Origin of the sequence: Bacillus sp. AFS012607 (assembly GCF_002558005.1) — a bacterium.
Classification (GTDB): Bacteria; Bacillota; Bacilli; order Bacillales; family Bacillaceae_G; genus Bacillus_A; species Bacillus_A thuringiensis_S.
Genome location: NZ_NTVM01000015.1, coordinates 23,978 through 50,933 on the forward strand (window position 1 = coordinate 23,978; position 26,956 = coordinate 50,933).

Here is a 26,956-nt window from a genome sequence, read left to right on the forward strand (position 1 = left end):
TATGAATTTTAATAAAAAATTAAATTTCTATATTTATCTTTTCAAAAATGGTATTTTTTTTATTGATATCCATTTTAATTTCAAAGCACATACACCATACAAAATGGTTGTAATACTTAATGCTATACCACTGAATAATAACGTCATAATTCTTGAAGATGTAACATCTATCACATTACATAGTTCATACAATCCTAGTCCGAAAATACATGCTATTGCTAGCACACCGAAAAAGTTTTTGAAATGAATAGAATAGGCAATATAGCTTCGAATATACAAATGATTTACAATACAAATCAATACGTAAGTAATTAATGTACTATACGCCGCTCCATCTATGCCAAACTTCTGCACTAACATAATGTTTAACACGACTTTCACACAACTCGCGCCAATAACAATCCATGCAGCTTGTGCAGAACGATTAATCCCCTGTAAAACACCTATTGATAATACCATAACCGCAGTAAAATACGAACTGCCAATCATAACTGTTAACATACTACTGCCTTTTACGTCTGTGAACAATCCGACATTTAACGGTACTGTTAATGCCATCAACCATACTGTTAATGGTGCTGTCAAAACATGCGCTAGTCGATTTGTATTTTGAATTGTTATTTTCGCCAAATTTATATCTCTTTTGGCCAATGCGGAAGTTAAGAGTGGTATTAACGGAAATACAATTGCACTTGCAAAAATAACAATTATTTGCGTGAATGCAAAACCGCGACTGTATATTCCAAATTGTTCTTGAATTTCTGTTGATGATCCTTGTAATACATGCGGTATTGTAAGCGAGTCTACTAAATTTAAAAGCGGCATTGATAAAGCTCCGATAGCGATTGGGATCGATACCCGCAATATCTTTTTGCCGTTTTCTCTTAAATCTCGGAGCGAATAGGAATTGCTTTTATTGTAGTATGGACTTCTATTATATTTTATACGCAAATATATAAGCGAACTAATGACTCCAAGAAAAGAGCCAACCATCGCACCACTAGTAATAACAGTATTACTCTTATCCCACGATACTAGTATGTAAGCAATTATTAACATAAAAAACACACGGACAAATTGCTCAATGACTTGTGATACTCCTGTTGGTTTCATATCACCGAAACCTTGGAAATACCCTCTATACACCGCCATGTATGGCGCAATGAGTAATGCTAATGAAGTAATAAGCAACGGCATTCTAGTTTCTTGTCCACCGAGCATATTTGCAATTTCAATAGAAAATAATACAATGACTAAACAGCCGAAAACGCCAAATGCTATCCCTATAATTGACGCTGATTTAAATAATTTCGCAATTTCCTTTTGCTTATTTTTTTCGTTCAACTCTGCAATTAGTTTCGAAATTGCAAGTGGAACTCCGGCTACCGATAATGTAAGAGCAATCATATATACAGGAAAAACAAGGCGGAAAATACCTAGCACTTCATCTCCTGCAATATTTTGTAATGGAATTTGAAAAAAACTACCAAGCAATTTCGACAAAAAAGTTGTAATGGTTAAAATTGCTGCTCCTTTTACAAATGTTTTATTCATATTTTTTCTCTTTTCTTTTATACATATACTCTCAAACATATTGTTTTAAACGATAGGGATTCACTTTATCCCATTGGTTATCATAACAAATTTATTATAGGTTGAATACTTGGTTTTTTTTTCAAAATAGAAAACAGAACCAATTCAAACCTATCTCTTCACAATCTTTTTCTAATTCCTTCCATTATATATGTACACATTATAACCGTTTCTGTTACGCAAAAAGAGCTCTTCCTCTCTATCACTGCGATACATATTACTAAAAACATTATAAGAATATCCCACAACTCTACATTATAATTTATGTAAAGTTGTGAGATATTCTAATTGCCATCTAAACACTTAAGATTTTCAATTGCTCTTTCTGTTCATCGCTTGCCATTACTACAATTGTTTTTTCAATACTTGGATGTACTTGCTCAAGCTTTACACTTGCCCCTACTTTATTTGATTGCTCAACAAAATTTAATAATGCCATAGCTCCTGATACATCCATATAACGCACATCTTTCATACGTAATACAACTGGTGACTTCACATCTTGTAAAGTAGAGAAAATACGATCTACTGATAGGAAAGAGAGCGGTCCTTGAATTGTATACGTTTCTTCTCTTTCTTTTACGATAGAAGTTTTACGTTCTTTACATTTCACCATATATATGATGAACGAAAGAATAATACCGAATGCAACGGCAATCATTAAATCGAACTTCACCGTTACAATCATCGTTACGAGCATAACAACGACATCACCTTTAGGAGCGACATGCATCTTTTTCATGCTTTCCCAATCGAACATTCCAATACCAGTTAAAATTAAAATACCTGATAATACAGCAAGTGGAATATATTGTACGACCGAACCAAGACCCATAATAAAAATAAATAAGATAACACTATGCATACATGCCGAAAGTGCCGTTTTACCACCACTTCTTATATTCACGATAGATCTTACAGTCGCACCTGCACCTGCTAATCCGCCAAACAATCCGCTCATCATATTACCGATACCTTGTCCAACAAGCTCTTTATTACTTTTATGACGCGTACCTGTCACATTATCCATTACGACCGATGTTAACAACGAGTCAATCGATCCTAATAAAGCAATACTAAGCGCTGGTAAAATAAGTGCTGCTATTCCTGTTCCACTTAAAGATGGAATATGAAGCGTAGGCATCGCTTCTGGAATGGTTCCAATCTTTTCAATTACTTTATTTAGTGAAAGATTTCCGATAATCGGTAACTTTACTGCAAGTCCTTCGAGTAGAGAAGAAAATAAAGGAAGCAAAGCTGTCACACCGACTAGTGCTACTAAACTAGACGGAATCACCTTAATCCATTTGCCAGAAACAATCATTACAATAATCGTTAACACAACAAGTAGAAAACTATTTTGTACATGCTTTATTTCACCTAAAATAATGATTAATGCAATACCATTCATAAATCCTGAAACGACAGGATACGGAATATATCGAACGTAAGAACCGAGCTTACATACACCGAATAAAATTTGAAATAATCCTGCCATCATAAAGGCAATAAAACTTGCCTCTAACCCGTGCGTCGCAATAACTCCAGTTGCGATAACGGTAATTGGTCCAGTTGGCCCCGTTACTTGCCCAGGTGTCCCGCCAAATAACGCTGCGAATAAACCTGCAAAAATCGCACCATATAATCCAACAAGCGCTCCCTCAGACGTTCCTGTCGCGGCAATACCAAATGCAATCGCAAGTGGTAACGCAACAATCGCAACAGTAAATCCTGCTAAACATTCCTTTGCTATTTTTTGAAACATAAAAAAACCACCTTTGTATAAAGTCCATGTTCCATTGTACACCTAAAAAGATACATTCGTTAGCTCACTTTTTACATTCTCGTGACGTAAACGGATTTAATGAAAAGTTTCCCCCTTATCTTTGGAAACAATTGCAACTATGCTATAATGAACAAATTAAATCTTTTACTATATACTTGGAGGCACTATGCTAACTTTTGAAGAAAAATTATCGATTATTGAATCTTTCCCAGAACTAGAAAGAAAGAACGTATCATTAAAACGTGTAAACTTCCACTTTGAAGAAAGTCGTTTAGATAAAAAGAACGTTGTATTTCATTTACACCCAAATGGAAATGGATTTGTGTATGCAAGCGGTATTAAAGGTTACAAAACGGATGATAAAGGTATGGTTAACATCCGCGAGTTTTCAGCAGAAGAGTTACGTTCAGTAATTGAGAAATCAATTGACCTTCTATCACAAGAAGAAGTAGTAGCACCTGTAGAACCTGCGAAAGAAGAAGAATGGCAGAACGAAGATGGTCATATTCTTACTCTTATTTCAGAGGATGACATGTGGAACGTGTACGCTGGTGTAAACTTAGACGGTACATTCAACTCTTATCCAGAAGCTGCGGAATACCTTGATGAAGAAGGTTTTTCACGCAAATAAAAATAGAAAGTGGGTATCCCCCACTTTCTATTTTTTTGTCCCTTTCAATGACTCCCTCAGCACAAACTTCTGCAACTTCCCGCTCGCATTACGCGGAAGTTCATCTACAAATAAATAATGACGCGGACGCTTATAATCTGCTAATTCGTCACTTTCTTTGCAATACGTTTCTAAATCAGCTTCTGTTATTGTTTCATCTTTCTTCACAATAACTGCCACCACACGCTCTCCCCATAATTCATCTGGCTCACCAAGTACCGCCACATCTAATATACCGTGATGACTATGAAGGAAATCTTCAATTTCACGAGGGTAAATATTTACACCACCGCTAATTACCATATCATCAACGCGATCTGCAACGAATAAATAACCATCTTTATCAAAGTATCCTAAATCACCAGAATGATACCATCCTTTATACATCGATTTTTTATTTGCCTCTTCGCGATTATGATAGCCAGCCATCATAGTTGGGCCACGTAAAATAATTTCTCCCACCTCATAAGGAGGTAATACATCATCTGGTTCTGCCGGTGCCTCCTCGTTCGGTTTCACAATACGAACTTCGTGGCTAAAGCATGGCGTGCCTGCTGAACCAGCTTTCGTAATTTGATCCTCCTCTACGAGAAACGCAACAACTGGTCCCATTTCTGTCATTCCGTATATTTGAACAAGGTCAATATAAAGACGTTCTTTACATTCCTTCACTAACGCCGGCGCCATTGCCGCTCCGCCATATATACCAATTTTCATTGAAGTTAAATCATACTGAGTTAAATCTTTTTGCAACAACATATTCCACATCGTCGGTGCTGCAAAGAACGTCGTAATCTTTTCTTCTTGAATCGTATGTAATACTGTTTCTGTATCAAAATGATGCAAAATAACATTCTTCCCGCCAACTTGAATGCGTGGTATGATTCCGGCATTTAATTCACCACAGTGATATAAAGGCGCAACAACAAGCCCCACACTATCTCTATTATATTTTAGGAAATACGTACAAATCATACTATGCTCAGCCATTTCACGATGACGATGTAACACACCTTTCGGATGACCTGTCGTACCGCTCGTATAAAGCATAGAACAAAAGTCCATTTCATCAATTTCGATATTTACTTTCTCAGGAGATGCTGCATTCACTTTTTCATGGTAGGAACTTGCATAGGAAGGTTTATCGTTTTCTATAGACCAAAAAGATGTATTTGGAAAATCTCGTTCAATGATAGCAACAGTTGACTCAACTGCTTTTTCAAAGACAATGACTTTCGAGGATGCGTCCTGAAGAATATAAGATACTTCTTTCGCCTTTAAGCGAAAGTTAATCGGATTAAAAATTGCACCAATTTTCGCACAAGCTAAGTAAACGTTTACAAATTCATGACAGTTATATAAGTAAACAGATACTGTATCTCCCTTTCTTACTCCGTCTTCTAATAAAGCGTGTGCCGTTTTATTTATTTGTTCATCCCACTGTTTATATGTCCAGCGAATATTTTTTTCAGGTTCCACTAACGCCTCTTTATTCGGATACTTACCAACAGATAAATCAAAAATTCTCCCTATCGTCATGTACATGCCAACAATTTCCCCCTTTTCTCTTTCATAAATCTATCATTTCGTCCATAAGTAGACATTGTCCTTCAATGTTTTGACTAATTTTTCTGATTATTATCGACATAGTTTTACAACACGTGCAAACCTTTGATACATGAAATTATATTGGCGATTTTTCAAATATATCGACCGCAATTCAATTTATAGCAGCGATTTTTCGAATATATCGCCTTACTGACAAAAGCTGACAATATAAAAAAGAGAGTGTTCCGATTTGGAACACTCTCCCTCTTATACAAATAGCTCTTCTAAAATTTTCAGTTTATCTTCTGTATATTTTACAAAGCCATCGTTATATGATTTTGGATCTTTCGGATTTGCGAAGTGCGTAATTGCCCCCGTCTTCGGATGAACAAATTTACTTGATGCACCGCAACCAAGTCCGATAATTGATTGTACTTCTTCCATAATGACAATGTTGTAAATACTCTCTTGCGTCGGCATTGCATAACCAACGTTCTCTAAGTTACCTAAAATATTCTTTTGACGATATAGGTAATATGGTACGTAATTATGCTTTTGCGTCCACTCTTCTGCTTCGTGCATCATCGCTGTAATCTCTTCGCGACCTGCTACTTTATATTTACGTTTGTTTTGCGTCATTTCAGAAGCACGTTTAAATGATAACGTATGAACTGTTAATGATTCTGGCATTAACTTTTCTGTTTCATCTAACGTATGCTTGAAGATATCTAACCCTTCACCAGGAAGACCAATAATTAAGTCCATATTAATATTGTTCATTCCCATTTCACGAGCTAAATGGTATTTCTCAATTGTTTCTTCTACAGTATGGTGACGTCCAATTGCTTTTAGTGTCTCTTGATGGTATGACTGCGGATTAATACTAATACGGTCAATGTTCCATTTATTTAACACTTCTAGCTTTGCTGGCGTGATCGTATCTGGACGACCTGCCTCAACTGTAACTTCACGTACATTTTTCACGTCTGGGAACGCTTCGTACATTTCTTCATACAGCATATCCATCTCTTCTGCTGTAATACTTGTAGGTGTACCGCCGCCATAATAAATCGTCGTAACTTTCACACCTTTTTCTTTTAAAAACTTACCAATTTCACGAACTTCATAATGTAAACCACCTAAGAACGAATCAACAGACCCTTGGCGTCCATTAATCGCATAAGCCGGGAATGTACAGTATGCACATTTCGTTGGGCAGAACGGAATACCGATATAAATACTTACTTCTTCTTTCAAACGGTATAAATCCGGAACAACTGCTAATTGGCAATCAACAATGCGCTGAAGAAGTTCAATCTTCTCTTCATGAATTAAATAACTTTCACGAAGTTCTTGATGCGCTTCTTCCTTTGACATACCATTTTGAAGCATTTTATGAAGAAGTTTCGTCGGACGTACTCCCGTTAAAATACCCCAGCTTTGTTCAAGTCCAGTTAACTGCTGAAGAACAGAAAGATATACATAAGAAACAACGTGCTTCACTTGCTTCATACGCTCTTTTTCATCTGTGAAAGCAGATAAATCTTTCGAGAATGTTTCTTCATACACATTTCCTGTGCTAACATCCGTTAATCGAGCGGATGCTTTCACATTATCCTCAATGTGTATATCAACGATCAGATTCGCTTCCTCTTGTTCAAATCCAATCGTACTATCTTCAAAAAATAAGCCGCCAATATTTTGTAGCGGACGTAAAAAACGATCATCTTGTAACGTTTTAATTGAAATTAACACATTATCACCTTTTCATTTGCAAACTCTCTTTAGTTTACTTGAAGGGCGTTTACAGGTCAATACAGAAGGTTTTACCTGTTTCTCTTACATTTTTTCAAATAATTCTTTTTATGAATATCGCTCATGTATATAGACATCATGATTTTCTCTTGTTAAAATTTATTAGTACAAAAAATCGTTACATAGCGAAAATACAATATATAAAGGAGGAATGTTAACACTAGATTCCATAATCTAATGTGTTAAAAAAAATATGAAAAAGAAATTTTATAGTGTATTAACTCTCTCTCTTGCATTACAAACTGTTCTTGCACCTACTTATTCATTTGCAGAGAGTGCTGAAAAATCCGCCGAAGTATATACGGAGGATCAAGTTTTTAAAAGTATTAAAGAGCATGTTAATGAGCATAGTACTCATGAAGAAGATATCGAGGTTACTGGTCAATTCCTACTATACACTTCAAAAAAACATTCATTATATACCGCGAATGATTTAAAAAACAAATCGAATATCGAGATTACAGAACAAGTCGTAACGGCGACAAAGAAAAAAGGAAATGCTTACTACATAACGACGTCAACTGGCGCTGGATGGATAGATAACAATGATAATAGCTTAGAAGTTCAAGAGATTCATAAACTATCTAACCAAAAATTAATCGTAAAAGAAGAAGCTTCCATACATGCACTTCCGTTCCAATCGTTTAACGAAGAAGGGAAACTACAGCCACAAGTCATTACTCCTACTGAACAAGCTGGAAATTGGTTTAAAGTCCAAATAAATGAAACAGCAAAATGGATTTATGCACCTTCTGCTACATTTGAAGGTACAAAAGCTTCATTACTAAAAAACGTTCGTTCTGCTAAAAATAGTTTATTAAGAGCTCCAGATGCTCTACAAACAAACAATATTTATGGAGTTACATTTAAAGAAATGATTGTCCCTAAAGGAAATGACGATATTCGCCCTGGCTACCCGATGGTACCTAAATATATTACGATTCACGAAACGGCTAATACAGCGAAAGGTGCTAATGCTCTAAATCATGCAAAATTCTTAGATAATCAAGCACGCGGAACAGCTGATCGCGCCGCATCTTGGCATTTCACAGTAGATGATAAAGAAATTTATCAACATCTTCCAGTAAATGAAGTTGGATGGCATGCTGGAAATAAAACTGGAAACTATGAATCTATCGGAATTGAAATTGCCGTTAATCAAGATGGAAACTATGAAAAAGCGGTAGAAAATGCCCGTAAATTGGCAGCTTATTTAATGAACGACTTAAATATTTCTCTAGATAAGGTCCAAAAACATCAATTTTGGTCAGGGAAAAACTGCCCTGCGTTTATGATTCAACGCGGACAATGGAATGCTTTCTTAAAAGGAACTGAAACATACTATAAGGAAAACCAAAAAGATCCAGTAACTGATGACATTACAGGTGGATGGTATGAACAAGACATTCGTCAATTAGCAGCTAGAGGCATTATGCAAGGAGAAGGGAACGGCAAGTACTTCCCAGAACGTCTTGTAACGCGTGCTGAATTCGCTACACTAATTACTCGTGCTTTACAATTACCAAGTGGAAATGCTAAGTTCACAGACTTAGAACAAGTACACCCATCTTTAAGAGACGGTATTAATCGTGCAGCAAGCGCAGGCATAATCCGCGGACGTGGTGATAATACATTTGATCCAAATACCACAATTACACGTGAAGAAGCTGTTATTATGATTGATCGTTCTCTAAAACACGCTGGTATTTTTGCAAAACAAGTTGAACTACCATTTGTAGACCAAAACTTAATTTACGCTAAACAAGAAGTACAAAGAGTGTATGGATTTGGAATTGTAAAAGGTAATGAATTTAATCAATTCGTACCAAAAGGACCATCACAACGCGCTCACGCAGCTGCATTTATAAACAGAATGCTTAGCGTAATTGAAGCTTAAAATATTTATCTGTATTAATTTAAAAGGCATCAGAGATTGTATAATCTCTGATGCCTTTTATACATCTTTTAACTATTTTTAGCCATGAATCTTAAACGTATTCCTAGTAACAGAAGCATAAAACCGATGAATGGAACGTAATTCGTATTGTGTCCTGTAGCTGGAAGTTGTTGATTATTAGAAGAACCTTGTCCTTTTTCTGGTAAATTAGGTTTTTCTACTCCCTCACCTGGTTTTTCTGTTCCTTCACCTGGTTTTTCCGGACCTTTTTCTGTATCTTTTTTATTTGTAATTTGAAGCTTTACAACTTCAATTTTTTCATTAGAAATCGTAAATTTCATTTCCTTATCGGATAAAGTATATCCTTCTGGCGCTTGGATTTCTTTTAAAGTGTAATCTCCTGGTTCTAACTTCTTAGAAGTCGCTTTACCGCTCTTGTTTGTTGTTAATGTGTCGATTTTTGTTCCGTCTTTCCAAATTTCAAACACTGCGCCTGCTAAAGTTTTATTTGTATTATTGGCATCTACCTTTGTAATTTCTAATTGACCTGTAATTTCTTCTTTCACTTTTTCATTCATAACTTCTTGTTTTACTACTTCGTTCGCTATAACATTTACTTCTACTGTTACTTCTAACGCCTTATAACCTTCTGGCGCTTTTGTTTCCTCTAACGTGTACTTTCCTGGCACTAAGTTTTCGAATTTCACAACACCTTCTTTATTCGTTGTTTTCGCTTCTTCAACTACTTGACCAGCTTCGTTCTTTAATTTAAATTCTGCACCCGCTAGAACTTTTCCACTCTCTGCATCCTTTTTGATTACTTGTAAGCTTCCTAGTTCTTTTGCGTTTTCTACTTGTACTTCTACTACTTTGTTTGCTTCCACAACGACTTCAATTTCTTCTTTTAACAACTTATATCCTAGTGGTGCTTTCGTTTCTTTTAATGTGTACTTTCCTGGTTCTAATTTCTGTGAAACTACTTTACCAGTTTTATCTGTTCGTAACGTATCTACTTTTTTACCATCTTTATACACTTCGAATTCTGCGTCTGATAATACTTTCGTTTTATCTTCCGCATCTACTTTTACAATTTCGAATTGACCAAGACTCTTACTGTTCGTTACTTTTACATCAACAACTTTTTCACCGTCAACTGTTACATGAATTATTTGTTTTGTTAACTCATAACCTTCTGGTGCTTTTGTTTCTTCTAACGTATATTCACCTGGCACAAGTCCGTCTACTTTAACCGTTCCAGACTTATCTGTTGTAATTCCTTCTTTTACAACATTTCCTTTCGCATCGTTCACTGTAAATTCTGCGCCTGCTAAGCGTTTCGTTTGATCTTTATCATCCATTTTAATAATTTGTAGAGAACCTAAGATTTTTTCGTTTTCTGCCTCTACTTTTACTACTTCTTTCTCGTTTTGAATTGTTACTTTCCATTCTTTATTTGAAAGCTTGTAGCCCGCTGGTGCTTTCGTTTCTTTCACTGTGTATTCACCTAGCGGTAATTTCGGTGACATCACTTTTCCACTCTCATCTGTTTTTAGTTCTGCTACCTTTTTACCATCTTTATACACTTCGAATTCTGCACCTGATAACAATTTCGTTTTATCATTCGCATCTACTTTCACGATTTCAAATTGACCTGTTACTTTTTCATTCGTAACTTCTTGTTTTACTACTTCGTTCGCTACAACGTTTACTTCTACTGTTACTTCTAACGCCTTATAACCTTCTGGCGCTTTTGTTTCCTCTAACGTGTACTTTCCTGGCACTAAGTTTTCGAATTTCACAACACCTTCTTTATTCGTTGTTTTCGCTTCTCCAACTACTTGACCAGCTTCGTTCTTTAATTTAAATTCTGCACCTGCTAGAACTGTTCCACTCTCTGCATCCTTTTTGATTACTTGTAAGCTTCCTAGTTCTTTCGCATTTTCTATTTGTACCTCTACTAACTTGTTTGCTTCCACAACGACTTCAATTTCTTCTTTTAACAATTTATATCCTTCTGGTGCTTTCGTTTCTTTTAATGTATATTTTCCTGGTTCTAATTTCTGCGAAACTACTTTACCAGTTTTATCTGTTCGTAACGTATCTACTTTTTTACCATCTTTATACACTTCGAATTCTGCATCTGATAATACTTTCGTTTTATCTTCTGCATCTACTTTCACGATTTCAAATTGACCCGTTACTTTTTCGGAGATCTTTTTATTCACCACATCTACAGTCACTACTTTATTAGCCTCTACATCAACAGAAACTGAACTAGATGATAATTCATATCCTTTCGGTGCTTCTACTTCTTTTAATGTATAGCTTCCAACTGGAAGTTGTTTCGATAAGGCTTCACCTTTATCATCTGTAACAATTGTTTCCACAACTTTCCCATCTTTATCGATAACATCAAATTTTGCACCTGGTAGAAGTTGACCAGATTCACTATCTTTTTTCAATAATTTAAATTGGCCATTCTCTACTTTTCTCGTATTCTTCATAACAAGTTCAATTACGTTTGTATTATCAATTGTTACTTTGACTGGTGTATCAACTTTTATATATCCTTCTGGTGCATTTATTTCTTTTACAAAATAGTCACCAAGTGGTAAATCTTTAACTTCCGCAATACCCTTTTCGTTTGTTGTAACAGTAGCCACAACGTTATTATCTTTGTCTATAACATCAAATTTTGCGTCTTTTAAAACAATGTTTTCATCGTTTTCATCAACTTTTTTAATTTGTAAATGTCCTTTTTCAGTTGCTGGCTTATTCCACTTTGGCCAGTTAAATTTAAAGTTATGAACCTCAAAACCATCTCTTTGGTGTAATCCTCCAACATAGGCTTGTCCATTAATAGAACCACCTTTTGTTTCTACAACTGCATTAGGTGCAAACACACTACCTACTACACCATAACCTTTAGTTGTTATCTTTGTAGCATTAGGAAATACCCAAATTACCTTACTAGCTAATTCAGTAAAAGATGAATTAGGATCGTATGCTTGAGATGTATTAATTAAATCCGTCGCCATCCCAGTATTTCTTGTATCATACAAAATTGCACCGCCACCAAAACTCACTTCTTCTGCATCTGAATAAATAACAATAAAGTCTTTATTCTCTACATTCGGAAGAAAAACGTCTTTTACATCAAATGTTTTCTTTCCAGTTTGGCCTGAAGAGACATAAATATTAGGGTTATTTACATCTTCACCGATGCCAAAGCTCATATTAGGTTTTGGCTTATCAGTCTGTAGTTTACTTGCATCCCCGATTACACCATCAACGTCTTTTCTAAATTCTTTAAACTTAGCATCAATCTCCGCTTGCTCTTTATAAGAGATACGGTCATATGATGTTTTCATTGCGCCATCTGGGTCACCGTCTTTTGTCATCGCCACTGTTCCATCTTGAATAATTACTTGTCCTGCTCCCGCTTTCGTAAATTGACCGCCTAGTAATAATGATGGATATCCTTCATCTACCCAAGTTGCTCCAGCTAAGTTATTTGCTCCAGTTGCAGCCGCTACGACTGTATAACTTGATGCATTCATATTTTTCTGAACAGCCATCGCACCTTCAATATCCGCACTCGTTGCACTATGATCTCCAAAAATGATAGCGTTGTAATAAGATACATCACCTAAACCTTTTAATTCTGTTGTAGCTGCCTCTGCTTTAAATGGTAAGTGGATTAAAAAATTCATACATATTAGTAATACAACTATTAAACTACTACTTAACTTTTTAATTTTTTGATTAAATGATTTCCTCAAGAAATTCATTCCCCCTTTTAAACTTCCTAAAACCACAAAAAGAAGTACATATCATATGTACCAAACCTTACTCACATTAACTTAAAATAATCCATTTAAATAAAACAAAGAAACACTACAACTACTTAATAAGATTGCTACAATTCATTTTTGAAATAATACGTGAACTAAACTGTCATGCGGAAATACTTTTACGTATGGGAGCCCAATAAAATTAATCTGAAGAATATTTCATGTGGTGTAACTATTTTGGCAACATCATTCACTTTACATTAGTTTTCTAAAGGATTCAAGTGAATTGTATAGATTTCATACACAATTCATATTTTAAAACGCTTTCACTGTTTTTAATAAGATAAACAAAAAAACGTAGCCAAAAAGCTACGTTTTTCTGTCATCGTTTCGGTGTATTTTTATGATTCTTCAAAAACGGAAGCGGGAATTGCTTACGGAAATGCTCTTTAATCATATACTCTACGCCGTTTTCACTATTTGAACGTGTGATCCAATCTGCTGCTTGCTTTAACTCTACAGGCGCGTTCCCCATCGCTACCCCAAGTCCCACGTTTTCAATAACTTCTAAATCTTCCATACTATCTCCAATCGCAACCATTTCATTTAGCGAAATATTTAAATGCTCTCCAAGCAATTGTAATCCACGTAACTTCGATACATTTTGCGGCAAGATTTCTATTCGTTTTGAATCACATTCAACATACTCTACATCTTGGAACGCTTTTCTTAATGTATTTAGTCCGCGTTCTTTTTCACCTTTACTTTGGAAAATAACATCAATTTTTGGCGCCGCTACCGGATGGTCACGAAGCGCGTCACCTAACGAATCTACAAATTGAACTGGATAAAATAACGGATCTGCACTTGATAATACAGTGCGCGCAATTAAGTTTGGTGTATTTCTCTCACGATTTCCTATCGAAAACCGTTCATGAGAAATACGTACGTTACAATCAAAGTGCTCTAACACTTGCACAATGTTAAAAGTCTTCTCTTCAGATAATCTTCTTTGAACGTACGGCTTATCTAACGTTGCTGAAACGAAAGCACCACCATGTGTCACTAATATAGAATCTAATTTTAACGCCTTTGCTACTTTATGAGCGGATTGAAAATTACGGCTCGTAAATAACGTAACGTATACATCTTTTCTTTTCACAAATTCAATTGTTTCTCTTAATCCTTTTGCAATTTTTCCATTGTTGTATAGTAGTGTCCCATCTATATTAAGAGCTAGTAAGCGATAAATCATGTCGCACTCCCCCTCTTCGCTGTTGTACTCTATCCATAATTTATGAAATAAATGTAACAAATAGAACGAGTTAGAATTACTACTGAAAATTTGGTTTACTATATACATATACACTTAGCAAAGGAGATAGTACAATGCAGGCACCTCCTTCTTTTTATGAAGGCGATACGTTAGAAGTCGCAAAAAAATTACTCGGGCAAAAACTTGTTCATATTGTAGACGGAATAAAGCGAAGCGGAATCATTGTAGAAGTAGAAGCATATAAAGGCCCAGATGATAAGGCCGCACATAGTTACGGCGGTAGACGGACAGATCGCACAGAAGTTATGTTTGGCGCACCAGGGCATGCTTACGTATATTTGATTTACGGTATGTATCATTGTTTTAACGTTATTACAGCACCAGTGGGCACCCCGCAAGGTGTTCTCATTCGAGCCCTTGAGCCGGTAGATGGAATAGAAGAAATAAAACTAGCGCGCTACAATAAGACCGAAATTACAAAAGCGCAGTACAAAAATTTAACGAACGGTCCTGGCAAACTATGCCGTGCCCTCGGAATTACTTTAGAAGAACGCGGTGTATCGTTACAAAGTGATACGTTACATATTGAATTAGTTCCAAAAGAAGAACACATATCATCACAATATAAAATAACAGCAGGACCTCGTATTAATATCGACTATGCAGAAGAAGCTGTACATTATCCCTGGCGTTTTTATTATGAGGGACATCCGTTTGTTTCAAAGAAATAAGCGATATCAACGGTTCGACAAGAAATATCGATTTATCGACAAATAATAACATTACGAATAAAAGAAGACTGTTCCAAAATGGAACAGTCTTTCCCTCTTACTCTGCACCTTCCGCAGTTGCAATATTATCCTCTAAGTTTTCTCTTGATAATTCAGCCGCCATAAAATCAGCTGTTTCTGGAAGTGCTAAATGCATATGAGCTTTTTGACAAATTTGGATCGTACAGTTTTCTATAACATAGTCGAAAACATGTCCACCTCCGCTTCTTTCATCATCAATATAATGTAAGTGGAATCCAGCTACACCAATACCTTGCGCATAATCTGGTGTCCAAAATCCAGCAAGCGTACCTTCTGTATTTTCAAATGAAAAGATTGGTTGTGATTTCGTCACTTCAACGAGCGGTGTATACGGTTTTTCTTGTCTTGGAACAGTTCTCGTCCTTACTTCACGGAACGTACCGTCCATTCGAATACCGTAAAATAAGTTTTTACTTGGCATTAATTCATGTAATAATGCTTCAACTTCTTCACGATTCATCGGATGCTCTACCGTATAACTCATTTCTTTTTCAAAAAACGTTACAGTCGCAAATGGCGTTGTTTCTTCTGGCTCTACTTTTTCCGCTGAACCGTCTGAACGTAAATGATAAAATTCATTATCAAATGCAATCATTTCACCATCTAATTGATCAAATGTGCCGATGCCGAAATCACCATGTTTTTTCAAATCTTCAAAGCTAATCACACCATCATATATACCATCTAATAGCGCAAGCATTGTAGATGTTTGATATACTTCATTACTCATTTTCGTTTTTTTTGCATCAATATCAATTAATTGCGCAACAGTCATCTCAAATCTGCCTCCATTAGTTTAATTGGTTTGGTAATAATTTTTCGCTTAATTTAATGTTGTCACGATAGTCAATTGGAATATCAATAATGACAGGACCATCTGCTGCTAATGCTTCTTTTAATACCCCTTCTAATTCATCAGGCGTGTTAACACGAAGACCTAACGCTCCGAAACTTTCCGCATATTTCACAAGATCAACATCACCAAACTCTGTAGCTGATGTTCTACCGTATTTCATCATTTGTTGGAATGCAACCATATCATATGTGCCGTCTCTCCAAACAAGATGGACGATTGGAGAATTTAAACGTACCGCCGTTTCTAACTCCATCGCTGAGAATAAGAAACCACCGTCACCTGATACGGAAACTACTTTTTTACCTGGTTCTACTAAAGTAGCTGCGATTGCCCAAGGAAGTGCAACACCTAACGTTTGCATGCCGTTACTAAATAATAATCTACGTGGTTCATAAGAACGGAAACATCTCGCCATCCAAATAGAATGGGAACCGATGTCACATGTAACAGTTGTATCGTCACTAATTAAAGAACGAAGTGTACGAATCACTTGAAGTGGATGCGTAACACCCTCCGAAGCACGGTTCGGAACTTCTGCTTGTTCTGATAATTTCGCGCGTAATCGTTCTAATACCGCTTCTGATTTCGTACTTAATACAAGTTTCGGTAATTTCTCCGCGATGCTATTTACCGTTAAGGCAATATCACCAATTAATTCACGCTCTGGTTGGTAATCATGGTCGATATCTGCTTGATGGTCGTCAAGATGAATAATCGTTCTGTCGCCAAGTTTATTCCAGAATTTTGGATCATACTCGATTGGATCATAACCGATAGAAATAACAAGGTCTGCTTCTTCTAGTAAAATATCACCTGGTTGGTTACGGAATAATCCAACGCGGCCGAAGAAATGATCTTCTAACTCACGTGAAATCGCACCAGCTGCTTGATATGTTTCAACAACAGGAAGTTCTGTATCCGCAATTAATTTACGAACAGCTTTCGTCACTTCATTTGTGCTCGCTCTCATACCAAGTAGAATAACTGGTAATTTCGCTGATTTTATTTTTTCTACTACATATGTAATATCATGTGTGGGAGCGATTCCAAGCTGTGGCTTAGAAAGCGCACCGATAGACTCTACAGTTGTTTCCGCAGTCATAACGTCTTGCGGAAGACTTACTAAAGTAGCTCCCGGATTTGTGGAAGTCGCACTTCGAAATGCATTACTAAGTGCTTCTGGCACATTATCAGGATGCTCTACTTCTACGCTATATTTTGTGATTGGTTCGAATAGTGCAGCATTATCCATAGATTGATGCGTACGTTTTAATCGATCCGTACGCGGTACTGCACCAGCTAAAGCAACAACGGGATCACTCTCCGCATTCGCAGTAACAAGACCTGTCGCTAAATTTGATGTCCCTGGTCCTGAAGTTACAAGACATACGCCCGGTTTCCCTGTTAATCTACCAATAGCAGCTGCCATAAATGCTGCATTTTGTTCATGACGACAAACGATTAACTCTGGTCCTCTTTCTTGCAATACATCAAATACAGAGTCAATCTTTGCTCCTGGAATACCGAAAACATGTGTAACACCTTGTTTAATTAAACAATCAACAACAAGATCTGCTCCTTTTGTTTTTGTCTTCACGTCGTTTGCTTTTACACCTGTACTCAAAACTAATCATCCCTTTATTTCATAATGTGTGTAATAAAGATTTTAATTTCACCTAGTTAATTAAGCTGGTGAAGTATCATTTATCATTATATTACAAATGCATTATTTTTCCAACAATATGAATTCGACATTATTTTGAAAAGATTCAAAGAATACGCTTACAACCTTTTGTTTATCTTAAAATAACATTTTTATATCTCTTCTAAAAATGTACAAAAATACTTCCACCTATTCACATTATTAACAAATTTATAGTACCTTGCAAAGAATAATAGTAAGTGATATATTTGTAAATAATGGAATACCCATCATTTGGAATTTTATTCACAATTAGTATATCTCCTTTCAAAAAGTAGATATAGATTGAGTGTGCTGTTTAGAAAAAAGATAGGATTTTCAGCCATAATTCATCATTTTATAAAGGAAAGTGATTGTTATGAACAAAAATGAATTTTTAGAGCAACTTAGTTCTTCCCTACGGAATATGCCTAATTTAGAAAAAGAGGATATTATCTCGGAGTACGAAACTCATTTTATTAGTGGTAAACAAGATGGAATATCTGAAGAGGAAATTTCTAAAAAGCTAGGAAACCCTAAAACTATCGCTAAAGAACTTAATATTTCATATGTAATAAGTAACGCTGACAATAGGCGCAGCCTAAAAAATATTATGACAGCACTGTTTTCTGTTATGAGCTTAAGTATTTTAAACTTTATATGTATCATTATCGCCTTTTTCGTATTACTCTTTCTATTACCGCTTCTTCTAGCACTTATAATTGCTACACCATTATTAATTATTTCACCTATCTTATTAATAGGATTAGGATTCTTTAAAGGGTTTCATCAAATCAGTTATTCCGATGTTTATAATGTATTTATAGCTTTTTGCATCGGCTTACTAATATCCGTCATATCTTATCAATTAATAAAACATATATACTCACTTTTAGTTAAGTATTTAAAATGGAATTTAGCTATTTTACAAAGATACTAATGAATATAAAAGGAGATTAATATGAAAAAGTATATTTTATATCCACTCATGTTACTTACAATGTTATTTCTATCAGCTTGTTCAAACAGTGTACAACCTAAGGAAGAAAACGATGTCCAATCTATTAAAGATGTTGCTATTAAAGTTCCAGAAAATATATTTAGTTCCTCAAAGAAAAATGAAAATATTAGTGAAGACGAAATGAAACAAAATATAAAAAGTTATTTAAATTATAGCGGAGAGTTAGACGAAAATATCGTTCCACTTTCATCCACTACATCCGATGAAAATATCACTGAATCTGACCGAGAAAAATTACAAAAACTAATAGAATTAGCGAAACAAAATGATACAAACTTCCATAATTTTATTAGTAACAATACAATCCCTGATGATTACAAAAAGCCTTCAAAAGAAATATATGAATTTATTTCATCATCTACAGCACTTTCAGTAGAACTAGATCAAGAATTAGACAAACTCGCTCAAGATCGTAACTTATTCAAAACTGATTTCTCTTTTACAAAGCGCTTTGAGAAATCTAATGGTAGGAAGCAAAAAGAAATTGAAAAGTTTTTGAAGGAAAAGAACATTAAAACTTCAATTAACAGCAATAAAAAAAATTAGATGTATTACATACCCCTTTCAAAATAACCAATAAGAAATGGCTATTTTGAAAGGGAGTTTTTGTGGTATAACTATTAAATTCCCTAAACAAAAAAGACGCTCCTAAACTAGGAGCGTCTTCCACTATTACGCTTGTTGTTGCGCGCTATATAATTCTTCAAGTGGCTTCATGATAATTTTGTTAACGTCACCGATTACAACGTTTAGGCGTTGCTCAGTTTCCATTAATTTTGTAATTTTAGCATCTTGTTGAATGCGAGCTACAACTTCTTGTGCTTGTTGGTTGTCTTCTTCAGTGATTTCTTGGCCTTGCATCATTTTTTGTTGTAGGCTAAGTTGCATTGTACGGAACTCATCAAATAAGTTCTTTGAAGCCGCATCGGCTTGAACTGCTGCGTAGCTCTCTTTTAAAGTTTTGAAGTCTTCGTTTTCAGCGATTGCTTTTTGTAATTCATATGCAACATCATGAATGTTCTTTGTCATTTTATTTTTCCTCCTTTAGAAGGCTAGCGCTTTTCATACGCACTGCCTTTTCAGTGCATTTACATACGCACCTCTTCTTACCATATCAAACTATGCAAGAGATGTGAAGAAATTTCACTTTTATTTCTATGTACTCACCTTATTATCTAAGAAACAATAGTAACAATCCTTGTACGAGTCCGATTATTCCACCTAATAATGCTCCTAAATACGTAATCATTTTCAATTCATTTTTCGTAATAGACAGAACTAAGTCTTCTAATCTTTCTGTTGAGAATGTAGACACTTCTTGCTGGACAATTTCCGCAAGATGTAGATTGTTTAGTATACTCTCTACGTTTTCTGTTCCCCACTTCAAGCCTTTCGTTACTGTGCTTGGAACCACTTTTTCAATAATTGTTTCTCGAACTGGCTCACATACTTGCTGAACAGATTGATTTAAAAACTTACTCACTGTTTCCTCTACTTTAACTGCTGACAACACGGAGCTTACAATCATTTCTTTCTCTACAAACGATTCTAATTCTTTTACATCTCTTCCTTTTAACTTTTCCCACTCTTTTTGCAGTACGTCAGTTAAAAGCTGCTTTGTACCATCTTGCCCTAAAAACTTAATAACTTCTGGCTGCACACGATCCACTACACTTACATTTCCTAAAAACATTCCGACTAAGTTAAGTAGCGTTCCGCGAGAAGCAAAGAAATCATCAATCATTTTTGAAAGACGGCCTTTCCCTTCTTCACTTTCAAAAAAGCTAATTCCTCGCTCTAAAATAAACGCCGAGACATTCGGAATCGCATTCTCTACTTTTTCATTTACAGAATGAGGTAAAGCCTGTTCCCATGTATATGTATAATACTCAGCTAAAAATGCCTGTATTTTTTCTGTAATCACATATTCAATTTTTTGAGTCACTTCTTCTTCTACATGCGCTACATTCCATTTTTCTAACATATGTCGCAGTGATTGTTCATTCTTAATTACTTTATCCACTTCCACTTGCGCCCAGTGGATTAAACCTTTTTGAAACTCTTCATTTGTTAGCTTTTTTCCGATTCCTTCCGGTGTTAACAAATGTTCTACGACCATTTTCCCTAATTGAACAGCAAGTTCATCACGACGTTTCGGAATTAATCCTGGTGTAAATGGAACTTGAAACTTTCCGATATAAATAGGGCGATGAGGACGAAATAACATTTTTATCGCTAAATGATTCGTGTATCCCCCAATAATTGCTCCGAGTCCTGTCGTCGTTAACATATTTAACCATATATTCATTACAATCAACCTTTCACTTCTCCAAAACTATAGCATATCATCATACGGACAAAAGTATAATGGTATAAAAACGTATTTGCAATATATAGCTTCGCCTATTATGCAAATAGTAGTAAAGGAGTGATTTCGTTGGTTCTCGGTCTTTTAGCTTCTAAACTTCATTATGAGCAAACATATTACACCGAAATCGCTAAACGCGCTCGGCTTTATCATAATGTCGTTGCCCAGTTTACGCCATTTTGTATTGATCCTAAAACAGACCTTGTTTCTGGTCTTATTTACGATACAGATACAGGAAAATGGAAAGAGCAAACATTCCCTATTCCTTCTTATATATATGATCGTTATTCTTTTCACGAGGAAACAGACTTTGAAAAAGCAAAATCAATTATTCACTCTTTGCACAATCGTCCTTCCACTACCTTTTTAAATAACACACTTATTAATTTAAGTGAACTACATGATTTATTTCTCACTAATAAGAAACTGTCTCCTTATATACCAAAATTTGAAATAGCAACGATACAAAACATTTTCAAACTGTTGTTAAAAACTAAAGATATTATTATACGCCCCACTAATATACATTCTAAGGATAACTTATATCGAATTGCTTACAAAAATAAAACGTTTCATATCGATACAGTAAATGAAAAATACCATACTTCTATTACAATCAAACGGACAGACGAATTTATATCTTGGTGTAAATCTAACATACGTTCATCCCGTTACATAGCGCACACTATGCTACAACCACCAAATCAATTAACATATCCACTCCACATTCGAACCATTTTGCAAAAAAACAAAGAACAAACTTGGAATGTTATCGGTCAATTTATACAAAAAAGTTCATTTCCTAATCAGCTTTTACCCTCAGCAACGGACGATGATTCATTACATTCATTTTCAAAAATTAAATACGTACTATCTAGTACGGGTGTGCAACTATTGCAAGATGCTTTACACGACATTGTAAATGAAGTATTCCAAACACTAGATCAGTCTTATTCTTCGTTATTTGAACTAGAACTTTCCACCATTATGGATCAAAAAGGCGCAATTTGGCTTATGTATGTCAACACGATTCCCCCTTACGAACAATACATTCGTCATAGTGATTCATTAGCTGAAAAGATATTTCACGGACCACTTAAATTCAGTCGCTTTACACCATAATGAAAGGAGGTAAACCTATTTTGAAAGAACATATATATACATTAAACATTTCAGATGAACATCCAAATAGTATTACTTTACCTTACGTTTTTTCTATTACGCCACCTATTACATCCCTCTCCTTCGGTATACGTCACATTGCAAGTGAAGAGGTGAAAATTCATTATTCCTTTACTCGCGAAATTATTATCGGAGAACATATTGCTGAAAAACTTTTACTACCTCAATCAACCACTATTCATGCATTCACACAAAACCAAACAATTATTTTCGGACCATTAATCGGCATTTTCACAACTGGCTTTAACGATGATTCTTCTATCCCTTTAGGAAATCGTTCAATTGCCCTCAGTGAGTTGTTAACACCACCATTCTCATTACGACCGTTCGTATTCGTCTTTGGCGTTCAACATATAAACTGGGAAGAAGAAACGATTGAAGGATATTTCTTTCAAGAGAAACAATGGATAAAGAAAAAGGTTCCTTTACCAAATGTCATTTACGATCGATTACCAAATCGACAAGCAGAAAATTACAAACCAATCGTCAGAGCAAAAAGAAAGTTAGAACAAGACTACTCCATTCCATGGTTTAATCCAGGTTTTTTCAATAAATGGGAAGTTCATCAACTTCTTATGAAAGACGAATCAATTAGACCCTTATTACCAAACACAGAAGCATTTCAGCATTTTGAACAAGTAGAACGGTTTCTTGGCACGTATAAATCAGTGTACATGAAACCAATACACGGGAGCTTTGGTAGAAATATTCATCAAATATTTTATTCTCAAACAGAGAATTGCTACTACTGTCGTTATCGCGAAAATGAAGAAAATAAACTGAGAAAGTATCAATCATTAGAAACTCTTCTAAACCACGTATTAAAGGGACATGATTTAAAAAAGTTTATCGTACAGCAAGGTATTTCGTTACTTCGCTTCGATGGGCAACCTGTTGATTTCCGCATTCATACAAATAAAAATCATTTCGGTAATTGGATAGTTAGTGCAATCGTCGCCAAAATCGCCGGCAAAGGCAGTTTAACAACGCACGTAAATAGCGGCGGTGATACAAAATTGCTACAAGAGCTTTTTCCAGATTCAACGAAACAAGTTCAAATTGAAAACAAATTAAAACATACTGCCTTACAAATAAGTTACGCGCTCGATGAACAAGTAACCGGAAATATTGGAGAAATCGGTTTTGATATCGGTTTAGACACAAAGGAAAATCCGTGGCTCTTTGAAGCCAACTCTAAACCTGGGCGAACTGTATTCCAAGATGAAAAATTAAAAGAGCAAAGTGAAATGACGCGCCAGTTATTTTACGAATATGCCGTCTACTTAACTGAACATTCTTTACGTGATACAAAAGAAAAAATGTCTCAAATAAAATCAGGGGCTTCATCAAATACCGAACATATCCCTTCCCCTATGATTCACTCACAAATACAAAAACAAAAACTTCCACCTAGATAATAAGGTGGAAGTTTTCTATTTACACAAGTTTTACTACAACCTCTGTTTCCACGTTACATACTCCGCAATAAAAAATATGATTGCAATATTCATTTGAATTATTATGCGTTAAACCATCTACTGCATTTAATAATTCTTGATCCATATAGGCACTATAATCGTCTATGTAATCTACAGACTTCCCATAATCTTGGAGTATACTTTGGCAATTTTGACAAGAATATGTTTGTGATTCTAATGCGTTGCAAAGCGGGCAAATCCCCATCATGATTCCTCCATACGTTATCGTTTAAAGCCTCTCTTTTTTAGATTGAAGAGAGCACCTACCCATGCATAGGAGCGGTCACTCCATCCCTACTTAAAAATAGAACTATGAAGTTGCTACCGATTTCATTTCAATAAATCATAAATAAGAAGCTAATGATTAGCCTACAAGTAGCAGGCTACAATGAGAAAATTATATTTAATATCCTCCTTAGTTTGGCCTGTTTTCTTAAAAATACAACGATTACTCTTATTTCATAATTTACGAAATCAATAAGTTTTTTTTACAAAATTTACAAATTATTATTTTGTATATCTTTCTAGGTAACATCCATACTATGAGTACAAACTTAATTACCGATGGATTAGCGCCAACCGGGGCGATAATCTGGTTCAACTCCAGCTAGTCCAACCAAAAAAACTTTTATAACTCTAAGGAGGATATATTCCTATGGCAAACCAAAATTCTTCAAATCAATTAGTAGTACCAGGTGCAACAGCTGCAATCGATCAAATGAAGTACGAAATCGCTCAAGAATTTGGTGTACAATTAGGAGCAGATTCTACGGCTCGTGCTAACGGTTCAGTTGGTGGAGAAATTACAAAACGTCTAGTTGCAATGGCTGAGCAAAGCCTTGGCGGATTCCACAAATAAATATATATGGCAAAAAGGTCTCAAGGCATATGCCTTGAGACCTTCCTTAATTTATTGCAACATTTGTAAAAACTTCTTCGTACGTTCTTCTTTTGGATTTGTAAATACATCTTCTGGTGTACCTTGTTCAACAACGACACCGCCATCCATGAAAATAACACGGTTCGCAATTTGATGTGCAAAACGCATTTCGTGCGTTACAATGACCATCGTCATACCTTCTTTAGCAAGTTCTTTCATTACTTTCAGAACTTCTTGAACAAGTTCAGGATCAAGTGCTGACGTCGGCTCATCAAATAGTAACACTTCCGGCTCCATCGCAAGCGCGCGCGCAATTCCAACACGCTGTTGTTGTCCGCCTGATAATTGAAATGGATATAAATCCACTTTATCTGCTAAACCAACTTTTTCAAGGAAGTAGTTTGCTTTTTTCTTCGCTTCTTCTTTCCCTACTTTTTTCACTGTAATGAGTCCTTCCATTACGTTTTGAAGTGCTGTCAAATGAGGGAATAAGTTATGGTGCTGGAATACCATACCTGTTTGCGTACGAAGATTTACAATATCTTTCTTCGATACTTTTTGAGCAAAATTAAGCTCTTTATTGCCGATGCGAATGCTACCGGCGTTTGGTGTTTCTAGTACGTTAAGACAACGTAAGAATGTCGTTTTACCAGATCCAGACGGTCCAATAATAACAACAACCTCGCCTTTCTCAACTGTTAAATCTATATGCTTTAGTACGGTATTATCTCCGAAACTTTTTTGTAAGTGCTGAATTGAAATCATAAAAACAAAAACTCCTTTTGTAAAAGGATTATTTTAATGTGTAGCGTTCTGAACGCTTCTCTAACATCTGTTGTACGATTGATAATAAGAAACAAATAACCCAATAAATAAGACCTGCTTCAAAATAAACAATTAAAAACTCGTAGTTCATCGCCGCAATCTCCTGCGCTTTTCGGAACATTTCTGTTACTAAAATTAATGATGCTAATGAAGTATCCTTCACTAAGCTAATAAATGTATTCGAAAGCGGTGGAATTGATACGCGCGTTGCTTGTGGTAAAATAACACGTTTTAATGCTTGTGGATATGTCATCCCAATTGTGTAAGCTGCTTCCCACTGCCCTTTCGGAATGGAAAGGATAGAAGCACGAATAATTTCAGATGCATATGCACCGACATTTAATGAAAATCCAACAACTGCTGCTGTATATGGCTCAACTTCAATATTAAGAGTTGGAAGACCATAGAAAATAATAAATAACTGTACAAGAAGTGGCGTTCCGCGAATGATAGATACATAGATACGAGCAATCCATTGTAAAATACGACTACCAGAAATACGTGCGAGCGCTGTTAACGTTGCCAGTATAATCCCGATAATAAATGTAATAAGCGTTAATGGAATTGTCGTAAAAACAGCTTCCTTCAGCATAGGCATGAAGGAAGACTGCATAATATCTATCCAAGTAGACAATCGATCTGAAACCAATGCACTACTTAGATACATTTTCACCGAACCATTTTTTCGTTATTTTGTCATACGTACCGTCTTTTTTCATATCTTCTAACGCTTTATCTACTTCTTGTACAAGCTTAGTGCTACCTTTACGGAATAAGAATCCACTTTCTGAAGCTTCTTTTTCAGTATCTACAATTTTAATTTTCGCATCTTTTTTCGTTTCTAAGTAGTTTAGTACTGATAACTTATCATTGATTGTGAAGTCAACGCGTCCTGAAGCTAATAATTCTGCTGCTTGGCTAAATCCTTCTACACCAATAATTTCCGCACCATTTTTCTTAGCGATATCTGCATAGTTACTCGTTAAAGATTGTGCTCCTTTTAGTCCTTTTACATCAGCAAATGTAGCAGGCTTATCTTTATCTTTTGCAATAACTAATGCCGCTGAAGATGAAACGTATGGCTTAGAGAAATCGTATTTCTTTTGACGATCTTCACGAATACCAACTTCGTTTGCAACCATATCGAAACGTTTTGCATCTAGGCCAGCCAGTAAGCTATCCCATTGTGTTTCTTTAAATACAGGTTTTACACCTAAACGTTTTGCAACTTCTTCTGCTAATTCAACATCAAATCCAGTTAATTTATTGCTTGAATCGTGGAACGTAAATGGTGGGTATGTACCTTCTGTACCAATTACAAGTTCACCGCTTTGTTTAATCTTTTGTAACGCGTCTTGACTAGCTGTATCTTTTTTCTCTTCTTTACCGCAGCCGGCTACAATCCCGATCGCTAATGTAGTTACTGCAAGCACTGAAAATAATTTCTTCATGATTGTAATCCTCCAAGTATTCT

22 protein-coding genes are annotated in these 26,956 nt (G+C 35.5%); 8 read left to right on the plus strand and 14 right to left on the minus strand.

Going from position 1 to position 26,956, the window contains the following annotated elements:
* Nucleotides 1-33 precede the first annotated feature (33 nt).
* Both CN409_RS19390 and CN409_RS19395 read right to left on the minus strand, forming a co-directional pair.
* Nucleotides 34-1,554 (minus strand): putative polysaccharide biosynthesis protein, encoded by a 1,521-nt coding sequence (locus tag CN409_RS19390; protein WP_001044004.1) that lies wholly within the window; start codon nucleotides 1,552-1,554, stop codon nucleotides 34-36.
* A gap of 334 nt (nucleotides 1,555-1,888) precedes the next feature.
* Nucleotides 1,889-3,358, minus strand: coding sequence for a SulP family inorganic anion transporter (locus tag CN409_RS19395; protein ID WP_000486670.1), 1,470 nt, complete (start codon nucleotides 3,356-3,358; stop codon nucleotides 1,889-1,891).
* Between the two features lie 187 nt (nucleotides 3,359-3,545).
* Between CN409_RS19395 and CN409_RS19400 the strand changes: the two genes are divergently transcribed.
* The gene (locus tag CN409_RS19400) at nucleotides 3,546-4,010 is read left to right on the plus strand and encodes a hypothetical protein (protein ID WP_000954998.1); all 465 of its coding nucleotides are present in this window, start codon (nucleotides 3,546-3,548) and stop codon (nucleotides 4,008-4,010) included.
* A 27-nt stretch (nucleotides 4,011-4,037) separates the two neighbouring features.
* On the opposite strand, the gene CN409_RS19405 is transcribed toward CN409_RS19400, so the two are convergent.
* Entirely contained in the window at nucleotides 4,038-5,594 is a 1,557-nt protein-coding gene (locus CN409_RS19405; RefSeq protein ID WP_000281974.1) for a fatty acid--CoA ligase, read from the minus strand.
* Between the two features lie 270 nt (nucleotides 5,595-5,864).
* A complete protein-coding gene (locus CN409_RS19410; RefSeq protein ID WP_000908777.1) occupies nucleotides 5,865-7,352 on the minus strand; it encodes a coproporphyrinogen III oxidase in 1,488 nt (495 codons plus the stop codon).
* A 253-nt stretch (nucleotides 7,353-7,605) separates the two neighbouring features.
* Between CN409_RS19410 and CN409_RS31500 the strand changes: the two genes are divergently transcribed.
* Nucleotides 7,606-9,309, plus strand: a complete 1,704-nt coding sequence (locus CN409_RS31500; RefSeq protein ID WP_000726533.1) for an S-layer homology domain-containing protein — start codon at nucleotides 7,606-7,608, stop codon at nucleotides 9,307-9,309.
* A 68-nt stretch (nucleotides 9,310-9,377) separates the two neighbouring features.
* Here CN409_RS31500 and CN409_RS19420 read toward each other — a convergent pair whose 3' ends face one another.
* Together CN409_RS19420 and CN409_RS19425 are read right to left on the minus strand one after the other, a co-directional pair.
* Nucleotides 9,378-13,091 carry an MSCRAMM family protein gene (locus tag CN409_RS19420; protein ID WP_141527714.1) on the minus strand — a complete coding sequence of 1,238 codons (3,714 nt, stop codon included), beginning with the start codon at nucleotides 13,089-13,091 and terminating at the stop codon, nucleotides 9,378-9,380.
* Between the two features lie 394 nt (nucleotides 13,092-13,485).
* On the minus strand, nucleotides 13,486-14,358 hold the full coding sequence (locus tag CN409_RS19425; protein WP_081144058.1) for a Cof-type HAD-IIB family hydrolase: 873 nt from the start codon (nucleotides 14,356-14,358) through the stop codon (nucleotides 13,486-13,488).
* 134 nt (nucleotides 14,359-14,492) lie between these two features.
* Here CN409_RS19425 and CN409_RS19430 point away from each other — a divergent pair, with 134 nt between their 5' ends.
* The gene (locus CN409_RS19430; RefSeq protein ID WP_016109307.1) at nucleotides 14,493-15,110 is read left to right on the plus strand and encodes a DNA-3-methyladenine glycosylase; all 618 of its coding nucleotides are present in this window, start codon (nucleotides 14,493-14,495) and stop codon (nucleotides 15,108-15,110) included.
* 97 nt (nucleotides 15,111-15,207) lie between these two features.
* Here the strand turns inward: CN409_RS19430 and alsD are convergent, their stop codons facing one another.
* Together alsD and alsS are read right to left on the minus strand one after the other, a co-directional pair.
* Nucleotides 15,208-15,966, minus strand: a complete 759-nt coding sequence (gene alsD / locus CN409_RS19435; RefSeq protein ID WP_000215004.1) for an alpha-acetolactate decarboxylase — start codon at nucleotides 15,964-15,966, stop codon at nucleotides 15,208-15,210.
* Nucleotides 15,967-15,982: 16 nt separating this feature from the next.
* Nucleotides 15,983-17,671, minus strand: coding sequence for an acetolactate synthase AlsS (gene alsS / locus CN409_RS19440; protein WP_000103523.1), 1,689 nt, complete (start codon nucleotides 17,669-17,671; stop codon nucleotides 15,983-15,985).
* 436 nt (nucleotides 17,672-18,107) lie between these two features.
* Between alsS and CN409_RS19445 the strand changes: the two genes are divergently transcribed.
* Both CN409_RS19445 and CN409_RS19450 read left to right on the plus strand, forming a co-directional pair.
* Nucleotides 18,108-18,668: an HAAS signaling domain-containing protein gene (locus CN409_RS19445; protein ID WP_016097800.1), complete on the plus strand. Its 561-nt coding sequence runs from the start codon at nucleotides 18,108-18,110 to the stop codon at nucleotides 18,666-18,668.
* A gap of 21 nt (nucleotides 18,669-18,689) precedes the next feature.
* A complete protein-coding gene (locus tag CN409_RS19450) occupies nucleotides 18,690-19,295 on the plus strand; it encodes an NDxxF motif lipoprotein (RefSeq protein WP_079245104.1) in 606 nt (201 codons plus the stop codon).
* Nucleotides 19,296-19,421: 126 nt separating this feature from the next.
* Here CN409_RS19450 and CN409_RS19455 read toward each other — a convergent pair whose 3' ends face one another.
* Both CN409_RS19455 and CN409_RS19460 read right to left on the minus strand, forming a co-directional pair.
* The gene (locus tag CN409_RS19455) at nucleotides 19,422-19,778 is read right to left on the minus strand and encodes a YlbF/YmcA family competence regulator (RefSeq protein ID WP_000164612.1); all 357 of its coding nucleotides are present in this window, start codon (nucleotides 19,776-19,778) and stop codon (nucleotides 19,422-19,424) included.
* Nucleotides 19,779-19,920: 142 nt separating this feature from the next.
* On the minus strand, nucleotides 19,921-21,057 hold the full coding sequence (locus tag CN409_RS19460) for a DUF445 domain-containing protein (RefSeq protein ID WP_012614747.1): 1,137 nt from the start codon (nucleotides 21,055-21,057) through the stop codon (nucleotides 19,921-19,923).
* Nucleotides 21,058-21,186: 129 nt separating this feature from the next.
* Between CN409_RS19460 and CN409_RS19465 the strand changes: the two genes are divergently transcribed.
* Both CN409_RS19465 and CN409_RS19470 read left to right on the plus strand, forming a co-directional pair.
* Nucleotides 21,187-22,239, plus strand: coding sequence for a YheC/YheD family endospore coat-associated protein (locus CN409_RS19465; RefSeq protein WP_086391002.1), 1,053 nt, complete (start codon nucleotides 21,187-21,189; stop codon nucleotides 22,237-22,239).
* A gap of 20 nt (nucleotides 22,240-22,259) precedes the next feature.
* Nucleotides 22,260-23,717: a YheC/YheD family endospore coat-associated protein gene (locus tag CN409_RS19470; RefSeq protein WP_097980880.1), complete on the plus strand. Its 1,458-nt coding sequence runs from the start codon at nucleotides 22,260-22,262 to the stop codon at nucleotides 23,715-23,717.
* Nucleotides 23,718-23,736: 19 nt separating this feature from the next.
* Here the strand turns inward: CN409_RS19470 and CN409_RS19475 are convergent, their stop codons facing one another.
* Nucleotides 23,737-23,982, minus strand: coding sequence for a hypothetical protein (locus CN409_RS19475; protein ID WP_000510472.1), 246 nt, complete (start codon nucleotides 23,980-23,982; stop codon nucleotides 23,737-23,739).
* A 450-nt stretch (nucleotides 23,983-24,432) separates the two neighbouring features.
* Between CN409_RS19475 and sasP the strand changes: the two genes are divergently transcribed.
* Nucleotides 24,433-24,636, plus strand: a complete 204-nt coding sequence (gene sasP / locus CN409_RS19480) for a small acid-soluble spore protein, SasP family (protein ID WP_000013338.1) — start codon at nucleotides 24,433-24,435, stop codon at nucleotides 24,634-24,636.
* Nucleotides 24,637-24,687: 51 nt separating this feature from the next.
* Here sasP and CN409_RS19485 read toward each other — a convergent pair whose 3' ends face one another.
* The 3 genes from CN409_RS19485 to CN409_RS19495 are packed head-to-tail and all read right to left on the minus strand — an operon-like array spanning nucleotide 24,688 to nucleotide 26,933.
* Nucleotides 24,688-25,422, minus strand: coding sequence for an amino acid ABC transporter ATP-binding protein (locus CN409_RS19485; protein WP_000623613.1), 735 nt, complete (start codon nucleotides 25,420-25,422; stop codon nucleotides 24,688-24,690).
* Nucleotides 25,423-25,450: 28 nt separating this feature from the next.
* Nucleotides 25,451-26,149, minus strand: a complete 699-nt coding sequence (locus tag CN409_RS19490; protein ID WP_000281496.1) for an amino acid ABC transporter permease — start codon at nucleotides 26,147-26,149, stop codon at nucleotides 25,451-25,453.
* A complete protein-coding gene (locus CN409_RS19495; protein ID WP_000732844.1) occupies nucleotides 26,136-26,933 on the minus strand; it encodes an amino acid ABC transporter substrate-binding protein in 798 nt (265 codons plus the stop codon). Before CN409_RS19495 ends, CN409_RS19490 begins: the two co-directional genes overlap by 14 nt.
* Nucleotides 26,934-26,956: the final 23 nt, after the last annotated feature.